Source organism: Polyangium jinanense, from assembly GCF_028435365.1.
Window position 1 is genome coordinate 435,326 of sequence record NZ_JAGTJJ010000002.1, and the last position, 15,939, is coordinate 451,264.

Here is a 15,939-nt window from a genome sequence, read left to right on the forward strand (position 1 = left end):
CACACCTCGCATCCTGGACGCCCAGCGTCAATGACTTTCGTTCTCCAAGAAATCCAATCGGTCCAGCGTCACGAGTGAACCCGCGGGCTGAGGGCCGAGGCGGAGCGTGAGCGCGACGGAGCGAGCGGCGCTCGGGATCGGGAAGGCCGGGAGCGTGACGCAGGGCGGATGCGGGGCCGCGGCAGGCGCGAGGTCGTGGGTGTGCAAAGGGCGTCCGTCGACGACGAGCGTGACCGAGACGGAGGCGGGGCCGAGGAGGGCGAGGCGCGGCACGAGGGAGCGGCCGGCGAGGAAGGGGGCGGGGAGGGAGACGGTGATCGAGCCGGTTTTCGTGGGGTCCGCGGGGGAAACGGCGAGCCAGCGGCGATCGGAGGCGCAGGCGTCGGTGGCCCAGGCGGGAAGGGCCCAGGCGTCTTTCTGAGCGAGCGCGGGCCAGAGGTTCTCGCCTTCGAGGGCGAGTGGTGCTTGGGGGTCAAAGGAGTACGGGACGAGGTGCGGCGGGGAGGGCGGCGGCTCGCCGTCGGGCGGGATGGGGAAGAGGTAACGGTATGCAGGAGGCCGCCCGTGCGCCTCCCAGGCGAAGCGGTCGAGGGCGTCGCCGCGGTAGCGGGCGATCGTGCGTTCGTTCGAGGTCCAAGGGTCGTAGGCGAGGTTGAAGCCGTGGTCGGTGTCGACGAACACGAGCGCGCGCGGAGGGAGTTTTCCGAGGCGCGCGGGCTCGAACATCGGGAGGCCGCCTTCACGATCGCGCAGCAAGGCGTGGTCGAAGCCAGCGCGGAAGGCGAAGCCGAGCGGGACGAGGGCGACGAGGGCGGCGATGCGGCGTGAGGCCCGGCCGAGGTTTTGGGCGCGCGCGGCGATATGTGTGGCGGCGAGCGCGGCGAGGATGTGTTCGAGCGGGAGGACGTCGGCGTAGAAGCGCGCGCCGCCGCCGGGGTAATTGCCGTCGAAGTAGAAGGGGACGTACGCGGCGATCTGGAGGGCGACGGCGACGGGGAGCAAGCGCGCGCGTGGGATGCGCGCGGCGAGGATCGCGCCGAAGAGGACGAGGAGCGTGAAGGGCTCGGCGTTGCCCGCGTCGACGAGGTGTTGCTTGAGGCGGCGGAGCGTGGTCGCGGCGGCGGCATAGGCGCCGTAGCCGTTCGGGAGGTTGTGCCGAACGAAGTCGCCGTGCTCGCCGAGGCAACCGATCGAGGCGCCGAAGCCGTAACGGAAGCAGCCGGGCGGGCCGTCGGAGAGGGCGTAGTAGAGGCGCTGCGACGAGGTGAAGAGCTCGCCGGTGGCCGCGTGTTGATGCGCGACGAGCAGGGCGAGGCCGGGGAGGGCGCCGAGGGCGAGGAGCGCGAGGGCGGTGAGGCGCGAGCTACGGGGAGCGTGCGCGGTGGTGCGGCGTGTCGTGACGACGAGGAAGGCGAGCGCGAGGAGGAGGGCGACCGCGGAGGGAGGGCGCGTCGCGGCGAGCCAGCCTGCGAAAAAGCCTGTGCCGAGCGAGGGGAGAAGGGCGCGTGTTGCGGTTCCGGCTTCGAGCGCACGCACGGCGGTGAGCGCGAGGGCGAGCGCGCTCGTGAAGCAGAGCGCGGCGAGGCCGTGCGACATGGTGTCGGCCGTGTGGTAGCGGAGCGCGGCGCAGAGCACGGAGAAGAGGGTCGCGAGGCGAGGGATCGAGAGGCGATCCGCGAGGGGCGTGCCTTCCGGGAGGGCACGCTCGGCGAGGGCGTACGTGGCGATCGTGAGGGCCGCGGCGAGGAGCGGGCCTACCGCGAGGGGCGCGTGGGCGAGGAAGCCAAGCGCGAGGAGCGCGGGGTAGCCGGGCGGAAAGAGGACGGCCGCGGTGGGCCCGTCGGGGCCGTCCGTGCGGACGAGGAAGCGGCCGAGCGTGGAGGCGACGGGCTCGTCGAGAGGGAAGGCGAGGTGGCCGTTCGCGAGGGCGCGCGCTTCGAGGAAGTAACTCGTGGCGTCGATGATGCGAGGTCCGCCGCGGAGGTAGAGCGCGACGTACGCGGCGGAGAGGGCGGCGGCCGTGAGGGAGGCGAGGGCGAGGAAGAGGCGGGTTTTGGTTGCAGGTCGAACGATGCGCGGGGCGAGGACGAGGGCGATCAGCGCGGCGAGGAGGGCGGCGAGCTGGGCGGGGTCACGGGGGAGGCCGAAGCGCACGGGGGGATGTCAAGGGGGAAGCGCGGGAGGGTCCGGGAGCGGGTGGAGGGAGAGCGTACCTCGGAAGCGGAAGGGGCGCGGGGGGTTCGTGGAGCGAGTTTTCTCACATCCGTGGGTGCGAAGAGGGGTCCGGGCGCGATGGGTGTGGTGTGGCGCTGCGCCAAAGGCATGTCCGCGTGCTGCGGGTGTGGTGTGGCGATACGCCGAAGGCATGTCGGCGTGCCCCAGGTACGGTGTGGCGCTGCGCCAAAGGCATGTCGACGTGCCCCAGGTACGGTGTGGCGCTGCGCCGAAGGCATGTCGGCGTGCCCCAGGTACGGTGTGGCGTTGCGCCAAAGGCATGTCCGGGTGCCTCGGGTACGGTGTGGCGCTGCGCCGAAGGCATGTCGGCGTGCTCCGGGTACGGTATGGCGTTGCGCCGAAGGCATGTCGGCGTGCTCCGGGTACGGTGTGGCGTTGCGGCCGCCCCAGAACCTCACCCCCCGACCCCCTCTCCGCGCGGCGGAGAGGGGGCGAAAGGCGCTGGATCGAGCCGAGACCTCCCTCCCTCTCCACAGTGTGGAGAGGGAGGGTTGGGGTGGGTGAGGTCCGAATGCCTGTGGAACACCCTCTCACGGCGGCGAGAGGGGCACGATCTCCGTCCAGCGGAAGCTGCGCATCACGAACCTCCACGGCTTCGCCGCGCGTGACGAGGGAGGTGGCGTCTCCTTGGGCAGGAGCGTGACCTTCGCCCGCGCGCCCGGCGCGATCGCGTCGTTGCCGCCGAGGGCGATCACGTCGAGCGCGTAGCCATCGCCGAGCACGATCTGGCTCCTGTCGAGGAGCGTGTTCGGGTACTTCGGGTACCTGTCGAGATTCTCGAAATCGATATCGACCGCGCAGACGTCCGGGAGGTACGCCGCGTCGTAGAGCCTCGCCGCGACCATGCCGTCCGCCTCGATGTCACGCTTCACCACCGCGCCGCAGCGCACGCTCACGCCATGAATCTTCCCCTCGGGCTTGTCGGAGCGCTCCAGCACGACCCTGCCCGAAGGATCCGCCTTCAGTCCTTCGAGCGATTGCCGTACGCCCGGCCAGAACCGCCTCTTTTGCTCGTCCCAGCGAGACACGAGCCGGGCGACCCGCGGATCGCTCCACCCCACGAAGGCCGCCGCATCGGTCACGCGGCGCTGCGCCTCGGGGAGAAGCGAGTCGCCGAGACCGTAATCGCGCTTCTCCGGATGCACGATCACCGGCGACTCGGCGCACGCGTCGAGGGCGTCCTCCGCGCGGTACCACGCCTTGGCGAACGCCGCCTCCACGGCGCCCCGATCGAAGATGCGGCATTGCAAGGCCACGTGCGTCCGATCGAGGCGCGCCGCGGAGCCGACGGAGCCTGCCATCGTGGCGCCGTCGCGCTTCAGCGTGACGGTGGCGAGGTGGTCGGCGCCGCTCAGCCAGTCCGCGTCATAAAAGGAAACCGTGACCTTGGACTTCGGGTCGAGCGAGACCAGGGGGAGCGCGAAAGGGTTGCCGCTCACCGTGGAGGCGCGGCCGTCGATCGTCACCTTCGCGAACACGCGATCGGTATCGTCCCCCGGGACGTTGAACGCCTTGGTGTCGCACGCGAGCACACCGCCCTCCACCTGCGCCCCGACGGGCAGGGACGCGTCGAGCAACGCGACCTTCGGCATGGGCGCATCGTCATCACGGGTCACCCAGGAGGGCCGCGCAGCGCGGCTCTCCTTCGCGGAGGCGCGCCGCTCGGGGACCTCAGGCAGCTCGAGCCCGATCGGCGTGAACGCGTCCGTGGGCCACGGCGCGCTCGGGGCGCAGGGCGAGCCGGGGGAGTGCAGGAAGTCTTCCTCGCAAGTCCCCCTGTCCTGCAGGGCGCGCGGGCCGATCGCCACGCGCGCGCCCGCGAGCTCCGCGACGGGGACGTTCGTCGCCGCACGTGCGAGCCGCTCCTCGAGCCGGCCTCCTTCGGGCACGGGGACCGTCGCCACCGCCGACACGACCGCGCCCGAGGGCCGCGTGACGTTCACGACCACGTCGAGCGAGAACGGCGCGTCCTCGTGCTGCGGGCGCCTGAGCACGAAGCGGTGATCCGAAGCGCCCTTCGTAGAGCTCCCGGCGAGCGTCTTCTCGAGCAAGAGGGCGCGCGGTATCGCGGCGCGCACGATCTCCTCCGGCGGCCGCGTGTACGTCGTCTCCACGCGCGACGTCAGCACCGTGAGCACGCCGAACGTGAGCATGTGCAAAGGCAATGGGAAATCGGCGATTTTGAGCTCCGAGTGCTTGATATCGCGCGGATAGGTCTCGCCCGTGAGCACGGTGAGCGACTTCGCGTCCTTGCGCAGGGCGAAGAGCAGCTTGTCCTCGGACCTAATGTGCACGCGCGCCTCCACGGCGCCGAAGGCCGCGTCGCGCGAAGAGCCGCGCACGCGCAAGAAGACCCACGCGGGATCCACGGTGCGCAGGAAGTGAATGCCGGTCGCTTTTCTCAGCTCGTCCAGCGGGATCGCCTCGACCGTGATCATCGGCCCGGCGGCCGCCATGGCAGCGCGCGCGACGCGCTCCCGGGTGGCGTCGTCCGCCTTGTCGTCTCGCGTCGTCGCGTCGAGCGCGCCCCCGGGATCACCGGCCGCGAGGAGCTCGGCCGCGGTCTTCGTTTTCGGAGGCTCGAACGAGGCGCAGCCCGTCAGCATGAGGGCGAGCGCGACGCCCCTCCTCAAGCCGGGCCCGCCACACACCGAAACCCGTACCAAGGATGCCGCTGCCGCGAGACCGGATGATTGTCCGCGGGCGACTGATTGCCGTGGAGCCCGTGGTCGTGCCAGGTGCCTCCGGTCACGCGGAACATGTTTTCTCGTGGGCACGGTTCTTCACCTTTGGTCGAGATGCACGTGATCGGCTTCGGGTCGAAGACGAATTCGGCCACATTCCCCGCCGTATCGTAAAGCCCGAAGGGACTCCGATCCCCCGTGTAACTTGCAACCGGGCACGTGCCGAGGTCCACGGCGACGGGCGGCGCCGTGCTCGTGATGGGGGAGGCGACGCCGCCTTGCGTCCCGCCCATCGAGCCGCGTTGCCAGCAATGCTCGACCTTCTCCGGCTCGTCGCGGCCCCACGGATAGATGCGGTGCCGCTCGCCGAGGCGCTCTTCTTCGCTCATGCGCCCGTCGCCGAGCGCCGCCCAATAGGCCTCGTAGATCGTCGGCAGGCGGCGTCCGCCGTTCCATTGGCAGTACGCCTCGGCTTCGGCCGGGCTCACGCAGTTGATCGGGTGATCCCCGCGGCCGGGCTTGCCCCAGTTGCACATCGGCTCGTCGTGTTTCTCGACGCGGCCTTCGCCCGCGGGCACGACGCACGCCTTCGCGCCCACACACGCGGCGTATCCGGAGACCGTCACCTCCGTCGCTTCGATCTGGAACGGCTTCACCGTGACGACGGTGCGGTTCACGGCCATCGACTCGCGGAACGAGAACGTCGCGCCGGGGATCGAGACCAGGCGCGCGCCGCGCGGCGAGACGGCCAAGCGCCGCGCATTCTCCGCGTCCGTTCGGCCGCAGCCGATCACGGCGACGGCGAGCAAGAGACCGAGCGGGATCCTCGTCAGGAACCGCATCAGCGCGCAGCCGACGGAGTTCCGTCGCCCTCCAGGATCCACACGTGGTAGGTGATCCACTCGCCCTCGACGGGCGTGATCGCGAGCTGGAAACGTGGCGGGAGGTCGGCCGGCAGGTCGATGCTCGGCTCGGTCCACGTGGGCCCGGGGCGCGCTTCGAGCTTGCCGAGGAGGCGGCCGTCGATGCGAACTTCGGCCGCCGCTTGCCGGCCTGCGACCGTGCGCACGACGAGCCGGCCGCCGCGCTTCGGCGCGTTCATCATGGCGAGCTCGGGCTGCCTGTGCGGGACGATGCGGCCGGCGTCGAAGAGCTCGCGGAGCCTCTGGCCAGGCTCGGGCAAGACGCGGTGCACGACGAAGCCCATGCCCGGGCGCGGGAAGTTGTAGCCGTGGGCCTTTTCGCTGACGAGGTCCGCGATGTCGAGGTCGTCGACGATGCGCTCGCCTTCGCGTTGCGTGCGAGGCCAGCCGTTCCTGTCGAGCGCGCTCCAGTCGGCCTTGTAGATGACCTTCTCCGCGCCGCCGCAGATCACGTTGCCGACGACGGGGACGCCGACGAGGCGACGGCCGAAGAGGCCGGGGAGGTCGCCCCACCACGAGGGGTAGATCGCCATGTGGTCGGGTCGATCTTCGGGCGGGATGCGCTCGAGGAGCTCGATCGTGGCGCCGAGGCCGTTCACGCCGGCCCGCGCGAAAGGCAGGTCGTGGTAGCCGCCGAGGCCGATGATGTCGAGGCCGGGCAGGTCCGAGGCATACATGAGCGCGCCCGCGTCGCCGACGAGCACGCGCCTCGCCTTGCGCTCGGCGAGGACCTTGCCCGCGACCACGTGCTGGTCGCGAATGTTGCGGCTCGCGCGGCCGAAGAACCAGATCTGGTCGCGCATGTTCGGCGCCTGGTTCACGCCGTAGAGGACGACCACGCCGCACGCGATCGCGACGCGCAGCACGAAGAGGCCCCGCGCGCGGCGGGTCGCTTCGAGCGCGGGCACGAGGAGGACGCCGAGGCCCATCGCGGCGAGCACGAGCAGCCACGCGACGGCGCTCATCGTGTAGCGCTCGTTCTGCCAGCGGACCTGGCCGTTCATCGAGACGAGGAGGAGCCAGGTCACGACCTGCGCCCAGAGCATCGCGGCGATGGCGCGGGTCTTCTTCGAGAAGAAGGGGATGAGCGCGACGAGCGGGACGATCCAGCCCCAGGGGAGGTTCTGGCCGGGGATCCAGTCGGCGAAGTGGTGCTGCGTGTTGCGGAGGACGACGTACTTCAGGTGCGAGAGGTACTCGTCGAGCTTCTGCTCCCCGTTCATGTAGGGGTGGTTCAGCGCGAGCTTGACGATCGCGCCGGCGGCGGCCCACTCGCCGGTGAAGACACGGTTCGCGACCGCCTGCGCGACGGCCATGATCGCGCCGGGAACCGAGGCGCGGAGCAGCGTGGCGAACGCGGCGCGAAGGCCGAGGGGCTTCCACACGGCGAGCGCGGCGTAGAACGCGAACACCGCGATGCTCGTGACGGACTCGGGCCGCGTCGCGTAGAGCAGCGCGCCCGCGAGGCCCGCGAGCAGGCCGTCGCGGCGCACGGCGTGCGCATCGCCCGGCGTCCGTCCGATCGAGAGGATCGGCAGGAGCATGAGCGCCCAGACGCCGAGGTGGAACGCGTTCTCCATGCCGCTGAAGAGCGACCAGTCGAGCGCGCCGAGCGAGACGACGGCGGGCGGGACGAGGTACTTCGCGGCGCGCCCGAGCGGCTCGCACGCGCGGCCCGCGGCGACGAGGAAGAACGTGGTCGAGACGCACGCGATGAGCGCCGCCCACGCCATGAGGTCGAGGCTGCGGAAGCCGAGCAGGTAGCCGAGGGAGAGCGTGAACGGGTAGAGCAGGCTCGTGTTGCCGCTGGAGAAGCCGTTGCCCTCGGACCACTGGAAGGGAAAGCCGCGGGCTGCGGCGCGCGCGTAGTCGAAGTGGATGAAGACGTCGTCGAGCGGCGCCGACCAGCCGCCGCGCGTCTGCACGTGCATGTACCCGTAGAACACGGTGGCCGCGTAGAGGACGCAGGCCGAGGCGAAGACGGGGTAAAGCACGCGGTCGACCGCGGGCCAGCTTTCGAGGATGCGCGCGAAAAATCCCGCGTCGTCGTCGCCTGCGCGTCGTCGGGCCCCGAGGGGGGGCGCCGCTTCCGCTTCGTCTTGGTCCAGTGTGGCGGGCACGGGGGACTCTTATTACACGATCCCCGGTTCGGCCCGCGCGCGGACCTCGTCGCGACGCACGGGGCTCGTCCGAACCCGGGGACCTCGAATTCCAAGGGCGCGTGCGTTGACCAGGTCCGGCCGCACCTGTAGAAAAGAATCGCGTTCGAGCGTCGCGGAAGGCGCCAACGCCGAATGGACGACCGATGCGCTGGTTCGTGGAAATCTCGTCGGCCGGGCCCGCTGCCGAACCTCCGGCAAAGCTCACGGTGGAGGCGCCGCAGTGGCAGCCCGCGCTCCAGAAGGCCCGCGCGATGCGCGGGGACGACGGGTCGCTCGGCAACTTCTCGATCGAGCTGCTCGACGACGGCTACAAGGCCGTCGATCCCGTGAAGAAGCTCCGCTACACGGTGCGCAAAGCACCCGACACGGCCGAGCTCTCCCCCGGCGGGCAAGCCGCCGCGGAGCCGCCGAAGGGTCGCCCGGCCGTCACCGCGCCCCCGCGCGTCGCCGCGCCGCCCCGCGCGACGCCCGCGCCCGCAGCCACGCCGCTTCCGAACCATCGCGTGCTTTCGAGCCGCGAGGTGGCCGCCACGGAGAGCTCGCCGCTGACGTACCGCGAGTACGTGTACGTCGTGCCCGAGGGGACGTCGGTCGACGTCGGAAGGCGGGTCGTGCTCGATCGCTTCGAGGCCGTGAAAAAGGCGCTCGACGGCGCTCGTGGTGTGCTTGTGAACCTCGCGGTGTTCGATCACGCTTACGAGGGCAAACCCGAGCGCGCGCCGCTCGTGACGCTGATGTGGAAGGACTGGCGCGGTGAGCCGGAGGTGCGTCCGCCGGCGCCGCAGCCGAGCAAGTCCGTGGCCGCGCCTGCGCCGGCCGCGCCGCGTCCCGGCTCGACGCCGCCTCCGCCGCAGCGTGCCGTTTCCAGTCCGCCGCCTGCGCAGCGCTCGGTCTCGACGCCGCCCGCGCGTTCTCCCTCGGCGCCGCCTCCGCGCGCGCAGGCCGGGTCGAACCCCGCGCTGACGCCGCCCGCTCGTTCGCCCTCGGCGCCGCCTCCGCGCGCGCAGGCCGGGTCGAACCCCGCGCTCAAGGGCGGGGTCACGACCACCACGAAGTCCACGCCGCCGAAGGCGCGCGTGCGCACCGCCGAAGAGCTCATGAAGGAGCTCGAAGGCGCCTCGACGGATCTGCACTTCCTGGGCGACGCGCTCGAAGGTGCCGACTTCGTGGTCTCGATCCTCAAGGAGCAGCTCCCGAGCGAGCTCATCCTCGTGTGGTTCCACGACGCGGAAAAGCGCGAGCTCGTCCTCGTGCGCCAGCACGGCGGCAAGCACGATCGGCTGCTCGCCCGCATGCCCGATCGAACGGGCCTCGCGCAGGCCGCCATCGCCAACAAGAAGGCCCTCGTCATCAGCGACGCGCAGCGTGATCCGCGCGCCGTCGACGCGCGCTGGAAGGCCTTCGGCATCGATCCGAAGAGCATCGCCTGCGCCCCTGCGCTCGGCGGCGGCAAGACGCTCGGCCTGATCGAGATCGTGAACCCCACGGGCGGCGGTCGTTACGCCATGGCCGAGGGCAACGCGCTCACCTACGTCGGCAAAGAGCTCGCGGAGTTCCTCACCATCCAGGGCGTCGTGCTCGATCCCGAGAAGATCCGGGCCACGGCGAACAAGGCGGCGGCGCGCTAGTCGCGCGGCGCGCGGAAACCGTCCATGCAGCGTCGTCGGCTGCGCGAGCGGCTGCTCTACTTCGCGATCGTCCCCGCGATCGTCTTCGCCGTCCTCGTGCTCGGCGGCATCGCGCTGCGCACCACGCTCCAGATCGAAAAAGCCCGCCAGCAGACGGTCTTCGACGCGACGCTCACCCTCGCCGACGAGCGCGTCGACCGCCTCGACAAGATCATCATCGCGCAGGACAACGTCGTCGCCGCGCACGTCGACATCGCGAACCTCACGACGATCGCACGCCGGTGGCTGCCCACGGCGTCACGCGAGACGCCCACGGTGCGCGCGATCCTCGTGCTCGATCTGAGCCACGACTCACGCGATGTCCTCGCCTTCGCCTCGCGCGCGCCGGGCCGCGAGGACGACGCGTTTCGGCGGCTCCTGCTCGGCCGGCTCTTCTCCAGCCTGAACTTCGAGGGCAACACGGAGGAGCTGCGCCACCTGCACCAGATCATCGATCAGCAGAGCATCCTGATCAGCTACTGGCAGCGCTCCTACGCGGGACGGCGTTATCTCGTCGTCGCCTGGCACGACGTCCCGCGCCTCGTGCACGACGTCTTCCCGCGGCTCTACCGCGACATCGATCGCGGCAACAGCCGCATGAACATCACCGACGAGGAGGGCCGCATCGTCTTCGGCCCGCCGATCAAGGCCGGCGAGTTCACCGTCGGCCGCCCCTTCCCGACCACGCTCTACAACTGGCGCCTCCAGATCGCGCTCACCAGCGCCGACGACCTCGGCGACAAGGTCGAGCGGCAGCGCATGGTCGAGCTCGGCATGGTCGGCTTCGCGGCCATCGTCGTGCTCGTCGGCGTCATGATCGTCATCTTCGCGTCGATCAAGGAGCGAAGGCTCGCCGCGCTGAAGAGCGACTTCGTGGCGAACGTCTCGCACGAGCTGAAAACCCCGCTCGCGCTCGTCCGCATGTTCGGCGAGATCCTCCTCGCAGATCGCGTGGCCAGCGAGGACAAGCGAAGGCAGTACCTCCAGATCATCGTGAGCGAGAGCGAGCGGCTCACGGCGCTCATCGAAAACGTCCTCGATTTCGCCAAGGTCGAGCGCGGCAAGGCCGCGTACGAGTTCGCGCCCGGCAGGCTCGAGGACGTCGTCAGCCGCGCTGTCGACGTGTATCGCTATCGCGCCGAGCGCGACGGCATCGTCGTGCACCTCGCGAGCGCCGAGGGCCTGCCCGAGGCGATGATCGACGCCCGCGCAATGGAGCTCGCGATCATCAACCTGCTCGACAACGCCTTCAAGTACGCGAAGGACGGCGGCCGCGTCGACGTCGACGTCGTTTCGGACGATGGCTCGGTCGTCGTGCGCGTGAGTGATCGTGGCCCCGGCATCGATCCCGAGGAGCAGGAGCGCATCTTCGAGCGCTTCGTGCGCGGGCGGCGGGCGGGCGAGCAACGCATCCGCGGCAGCGGCATCGGGCTCGCGCTCGTCAAGCACATCGCCGAGAGCCACGGCGGCAGCGTCGAGGTGAAGAGCCCGGTCACCGAGGACGGCAAGGGCAGCGTGTTCATCCTGCGAATCCCGGCCCTGCGCGGCGAACCTCGCGGCGGATCGAAGCGCCTCTCGCCTGCGCCTTCGGAGCCGGACATCGAGCCCGAGGTCGCCTGATCAGAGCTCGGGCTGCTCGCCGAGCGCGCCTTGCGACACGGCCAGGTTGGCGCGGCGGCGGATGCGGTCGACGACTTGCGTGGCCCAGCGGGAAAGATCCTCGCGGCCGGGGCAATCCGGGATCGACACGATCGCCGCGTCGACGAGCTGTTCGAAGAGGTGCGTCGAGGCGCCGAGGCCGAGGTCGCTCGCCGTGTTCGGCCGCCCGAGCGCGGCATCGCGGCCCACGGGCTTGCCGGCGCTCGCCGCGTTGCTGAGCACGTCGAGCATGTCGTCGGCGATCTGGTAGGCCTCGCCGATCCGCTGCCCGAACCCGCGCCACGCCTCCGCCTCCTCTGCAACGGCGCCGGCTGCGAGCGCGCCGCCCACCGCGGCGGCTTCGAACAGCGCGCCCGTCTTTGCCCTTCGGTAGAGCGTCGCGGGGATGTTCGGCTCGCTCTCCCAGCCCTGGCCCGCGATGATCCCGTAGGGCATCCCGACGCCGCGGCTGACCGTGGTCACGAGCTTGCCTAGCCGGAGCGGGGCCGCAATGGCCGCGCGGGCCAGGGTCTCGAAGGCGAGGGTGATGAGCTGGTCGCCGGCGAGCACGGCGAGCGCCTCGCCGAAGGCACGGTGTGTCGAAGGTTGTCCGCGCCGGGTCAGGGCAGCGTCGAAGCAGGGCAGGTCGTCGTGGACGAGCGACGCGCAATGCAAAAGCTCGATGGCGGTGGCCACGCCGTCGGCGAGGCCGTGGACGTCCTCCCCGCAGGCCATCGCGACGCGGAGACAGAGCTGCGGACGAATGCGAGCGCCTGCCGGGAACACCGAGTGGTAGACGGCGGCCGCGAGGCGGGGCGGTGCGCCCGGGGCGCACATGGGATCGAGGGCAGCGCGCAGAGCGCACTCGACGCGACTGGAGACATCCATGCGAGAGGTATCGTCCATCGATGTGGAACCCTTGTCAAGGGTTTGTTGGTACATGATGAACAAACTCTAGACACGTGTCCAAGGTTGTTGTAGGAATGGGCTCATGGCGAATGGGACCAGCCGTGCGGTGGTGATCGGCGCCGGGGTGGGTGGCCTGGTGTCGGCGCTTTTGCTTGCTCGCCAGGGGATCGAGGTCGTGGTCCTCGAACGAGCGCCCAAGGTCGGCGGCAAGATGCGGCAGGTCGACGTGGCCGGCCGGGCGATCGACGCCGGGCCTACGGTCATGACCATGCGCTGGGTCCTCGAGGAGATCTTCTCTGCGGCGGGGACCTCGCTCCACGCCGAGCTCACGCTTCGGCGGGCCGAGATCCTGGCGCGACACGCCTGGGGAGAAGGTCCCACACTCGATTTGTACGCCAATCTCGACCGTTCGGTCGAGGCCATATCGACGTTCGCCGGCCGCGCCGAGGGCGAGGGATACCGTAGGTTCTGCGCGTACACCCAGCGCATTTACGATACCGTTCAGAAGCCATTTCTCTGCTCGGAGCGTCCGAGCCTCACGTCGGCGATGGCGGCGGTGGGCTCGCTCGGCATCCAGGGAATGCTCGACATCGACGGCCACCGCACGCTCTGGAAGGCCCTCGGCGAGTTTTTTCAGGACGCACGTTTGCGTCAGCTCTTCGGCCGGTACGCCACGTATTGCGGCTCCTCGCCGTTTCTCGCGCCGGCCACGCTCAACGTGATCGCCCAGGTCGAGCGTGACGGCGTCTACCTCGTCGAGGGCGGCATGTACCGCGTCGCCGAGGCGCTCGCGCGGGTCGCCGAGCGCCACGGCGTCACGATTCGCTGCGGCGAGCACGTCACCGAGCTCGTCGTCGCCAGCAGCCGCGTCGCCGGCGTGCGCCTCGCCTCGGGCGAGCGTCTCGAGGCCGATCTCGTCGTCCACAATGGCGACCCCGCGGCGCTTTTCCAGGGAATGCTCGGCGCGCAAGGGAAACGCGCCCTTCCGGCCCCCGCGGAGCGCTCGCTCTCGGCCGTCACCTGGGCCTTCGTCGCCGAGGCCCGGGGCGCGTATCCGCTCACGCGCCACAACGTATTTTTCTCGAAGGATTATCACGAGGAGTTCCGCGACCTCATAAGCCGCGGGACCCTGCCCCGGGAGCCCACGGTGTACGTCTGCGCCCAGGATCGCGACGACGGGGATCACGCGCATCCGGGCCCCGAGCGTTTCCTCTGCCTCGTCAATGCCCCGGCCCGCGGGGATCAGCGCGCCCTTACCACTTCGGAGATCAAGCAATGCGAAACAGCTGCGTTCTCGCTCCTCGAGCGGGCGGGTCTCGTCTTTCCGCCGTTTGCCGCGCCGCCCGTCGTGACGACACCGAGCGAGTTCGATCGCATGTTCCCGGCGACGGGGGGGGCGCTGTACGGCCCGGCGTCGCACGGGTGGAGGTCCCCGTTCGTGCGGGCGGCGTCGCGCACGAAGATTCCGGGGCTCTACCTGGCGGGTGGAGCCGCCCATCCGGGGGCGGGCGTGCCGATGGCGGCCTTGAGCGGGCGCCTCTGCGCGAAAGCCGTGATCGAGGACCTCGCTTCGACGAGCCGATCGCGCGAAACGGTTATGCGTGGTGGTATCTAGACGCGCTCAGCGATGACGGCCGTCACGGCGTCACCATCATCGGCCTCGTCGGCAGCGTGTTTTCGCCGTTTTACGCGGCCGCACGCAAGCGCGGCCCGGCGGACCCGCTCGCCCATTGCTCGATGAACGTCGCGCTGTATGGCCCCGAGCGCGACGCGTGGTCGTTCACCGAGCGGGGCGGGACCGACGTGCGTCGTTATCGCACGGCGCTCGTCATCGGCCCGAGCTCGATGGAATGGCAGGACGACACGTTCCTCGTGCGCTTCGAAGAAAAGACCGCGCCGCTGCCCGGACGTGTCTCCGGCACCGTGCGGATCCATCCGTTCGCGGTCGCCGATGCATCGTTCGTCCTCGACACGAACGGCCGCCACCGCTGGGCCCCCATTGCGCCGATCGCACGGGCCGAGGTCGACATCCGCCTCCCCGAATGCACGCGCTGGACGGGCCTCGCGTACGTCGACTCCAACTTCGGCGACGAGCCGCTCGAAGACGGCTTCTCCGGGTGGAGCTGGAGCCGCGCCACCACGCGGAGCCGCACGGTCGTGACGTACGACTCTGTTCGTCGAGATGGAACCCGTGATCTCATCCAGCACAGCTTCTGCGCCGACGGGCGCGCAGAGCCGCTCGAGCCGCTCGCCCCCGCGCGCGTTTCGCGCACGCTCTGGGGCATGGAGCGCCTCGTCCGGGTCGATCCGGGCACGTCCCCGCGGCTCGTGCGCACGCTCGAAGACACGCCCTTTTATGCGCGCTCGCAGCTCTCGGGCCGTTACCTCGGCGAACACGCGCATGGCGTGCACGAGGCGCTCTCGCTCGATCGGTTCCGAACCCCGGTGGTGCAGTTCATGCTGCCGTATCGGATGCGACGCGCCTCGTCATGACGCCGGACATCCCGAGCCTCCTCGGTTTCCTCCTCTTCGGCTGGTCCTTCGCCGTTGCCTCGACTTCGCTCGAGGCCGTCCGGCGCACGACCTTCGCCCCACGCGCCGCCCTGCGCGAAGGCGCCGAGGCGGCCGTCCGGAAGGAAAACCCCTCCGTCCTCGTGGTGCGCCCGTGCGCGGGCAGCGAGCCCTCGCTCGAACGTACGCTCGCCTCGCTCGTCCTCGCGAAGCGCTCCTTCGACGTCCGCTGCCGCTTCGCGATCGAGGAGGCGGCAGACCCCGCCTTGCCCGCGGCGCAGAGGGCCGCCGAGGCGCTCACGCGCGCCGGCATCGAGGCCGAGATCGTCTTCACTGGGAGCGGCGGACCGAACCGCAAGGCCGCGCAGCTCGCGGCCGCGGCCGAAGACGCCGACGTCCTCATCGTCACGGACAGCGACGTCGACCTCGCCGGCGTCGACCTCGATGCCCTCGTCGCGCCGCTCGTCTCTGCCTCGCCTGCGTGGGTCGCGTGGGCGCCGCCGGCCGAGCATGCGCCCCCGCGGACGCTCGGCGATCACGCCTCTGCGGCCGTCCTCGGCGCCTCGCTTCACGCCTTCCCGGTGCTCGCGTGGCTCGACCCGCGTGGCCTCGTCGGCAAGCTCTTCGCCATCCGCGCGAGCGCGCTCGCGGCGATCGGCGGCTTTGGCTCGCTCGTCGACTACCTCGGCGAGGACATGGAGATCGCGCGGCGCGTCCGTGAACAAGGCGGCTCGGTCGTGGCGGTGCCGATCGTCGCGCGTTCGCTCGCCCAGGGTCGATCGTGGGAGGCCGTCATCGCCCGCTTCTCCCGGTGGCTCACGGTGATCCGCGCGCAGCGCCCGCTCCTCTTGTGGAGCTATCCCGCGCTCTTCTTCGCCACCTGGCCCATCGTCCTGCTCGCGTCGGCGTTCGCCTTCGTCGTCCCGCAGGTCGCCCTCGGCGCGGCGCTGCTCGCGCTCCTCGCGCGCCTCGTCATCGCGCTCGTCGCCGCGCGCGCCGCGGGCCGCCCGGTCGGCCTCTTCTCCGCGCTGCGGGATGCCGTCCTCGCCGACGTCGTGCTCGCTTTCGCCTTTGCGCGAACCCTGCGATCTCGAACGGTCACCTGGCGTGATCGTGTCCTCGTCGTCGATCGCACCGGCCTTTTGCAAAAGCCCGGTGCCGTGAAGCCCTGAGCTCGAACGTACGTCCTCGTAACACCGTCGACACCTTG

The 15,939-nt window shown here is 70.6% G+C and carries 10 protein-coding genes; 5 read left to right on the plus strand and 5 right to left on the minus strand.

Going from position 1 to position 15,939, the window contains the following annotated elements; all coding sequences use genetic code 11:
- Positions 1–27: 27 nt before the first annotated feature.
- The 4 genes from KEG57_RS06835 to KEG57_RS06850 form a co-directional block, all read right to left on the minus strand.
- Positions 28–2,154 carry a hypothetical protein gene (locus KEG57_RS06835; RefSeq protein WP_272417225.1) on the minus strand — a complete coding sequence of 709 codons (2,127 nt, stop codon included), beginning with the start codon at positions 2,152–2,154 and terminating at the stop codon, positions 28–30.
- Between the two features lie 611 nt (positions 2,155–2,765).
- Positions 2,766–4,868, minus strand: coding sequence for a hypothetical protein (locus tag KEG57_RS06840; protein WP_272458294.1), 2,103 nt, complete (start codon positions 4,866–4,868; stop codon positions 2,766–2,768).
- Entirely contained in the window at positions 4,865–5,761 is an 897-nt protein-coding gene (locus tag KEG57_RS06845) for an SUMF1/EgtB/PvdO family nonheme iron enzyme (protein WP_272458295.1), read from the minus strand. The genes KEG57_RS06840 and KEG57_RS06845 overlap by 4 nt, the downstream gene beginning before the upstream one ends.
- Positions 5,761–7,962, minus strand: coding sequence for a hypothetical protein (locus tag KEG57_RS06850; RefSeq protein WP_272458296.1), 2,202 nt, complete (start codon positions 7,960–7,962; stop codon positions 5,761–5,763). Before KEG57_RS06850 ends, KEG57_RS06845 begins: the two co-directional genes overlap by 1 nt.
- 185 nt (positions 7,963–8,147) lie before the next feature.
- On the opposite strand from KEG57_RS06850, the gene KEG57_RS06855 reads away from it, so the two are divergent.
- Positions 8,148–9,632: a GAF domain-containing protein gene (locus KEG57_RS06855; protein ID WP_272458297.1), complete on the plus strand. Its 1,485-nt coding sequence runs from the start codon at positions 8,148–8,150 to the stop codon at positions 9,630–9,632.
- A gap of 24 nt (positions 9,633–9,656) precedes the next feature.
- Entirely contained in the window at positions 9,657–11,291 is a 1,635-nt protein-coding gene (locus KEG57_RS06860) for a sensor histidine kinase (protein WP_272417230.1), read from the plus strand.
- On the opposite strand, the gene KEG57_RS06865 is transcribed toward KEG57_RS06860, so the two are convergent.
- Positions 11,292–12,215 carry a polyprenyl synthetase family protein gene (locus KEG57_RS06865; protein ID WP_272417231.1) on the minus strand — a complete coding sequence of 308 codons (924 nt, stop codon included), beginning with the start codon at positions 12,213–12,215 and terminating at the stop codon, positions 11,292–11,294. It lies immediately after the preceding gene.
- 85 nt (positions 12,216–12,300) lie between these two features.
- Between KEG57_RS06865 and crtD the strand changes: the two genes are divergently transcribed.
- From crtD to KEG57_RS06880, 3 genes are read left to right on the plus strand one after another with little or no spacing between them, the layout of a single operon-like run.
- Complete coding sequence (gene crtD / locus KEG57_RS06870) at positions 12,301–13,833, plus strand: 1-hydroxycarotenoid 3,4-desaturase CrtD (RefSeq protein ID WP_272417232.1); 1,533 nt, start codon at positions 12,301–12,303, stop codon at positions 13,831–13,833.
- 38 nt (positions 13,834–13,871) lie between these two features.
- Positions 13,872–14,711, plus strand: coding sequence for a carotenoid 1,2-hydratase family protein (locus tag KEG57_RS06875; RefSeq protein ID WP_504968468.1), 840 nt, complete (start codon positions 13,872–13,874; stop codon positions 14,709–14,711).
- A complete protein-coding gene (locus tag KEG57_RS06880) occupies positions 14,708–15,901 on the plus strand; it encodes a glycosyltransferase family 2 protein (protein ID WP_272417234.1) in 1,194 nt (397 codons plus the stop codon). Before KEG57_RS06875 ends, KEG57_RS06880 begins: the two co-directional genes overlap by 4 nt.
- Positions 15,902–15,939 lie beyond the last annotated feature (38 nt).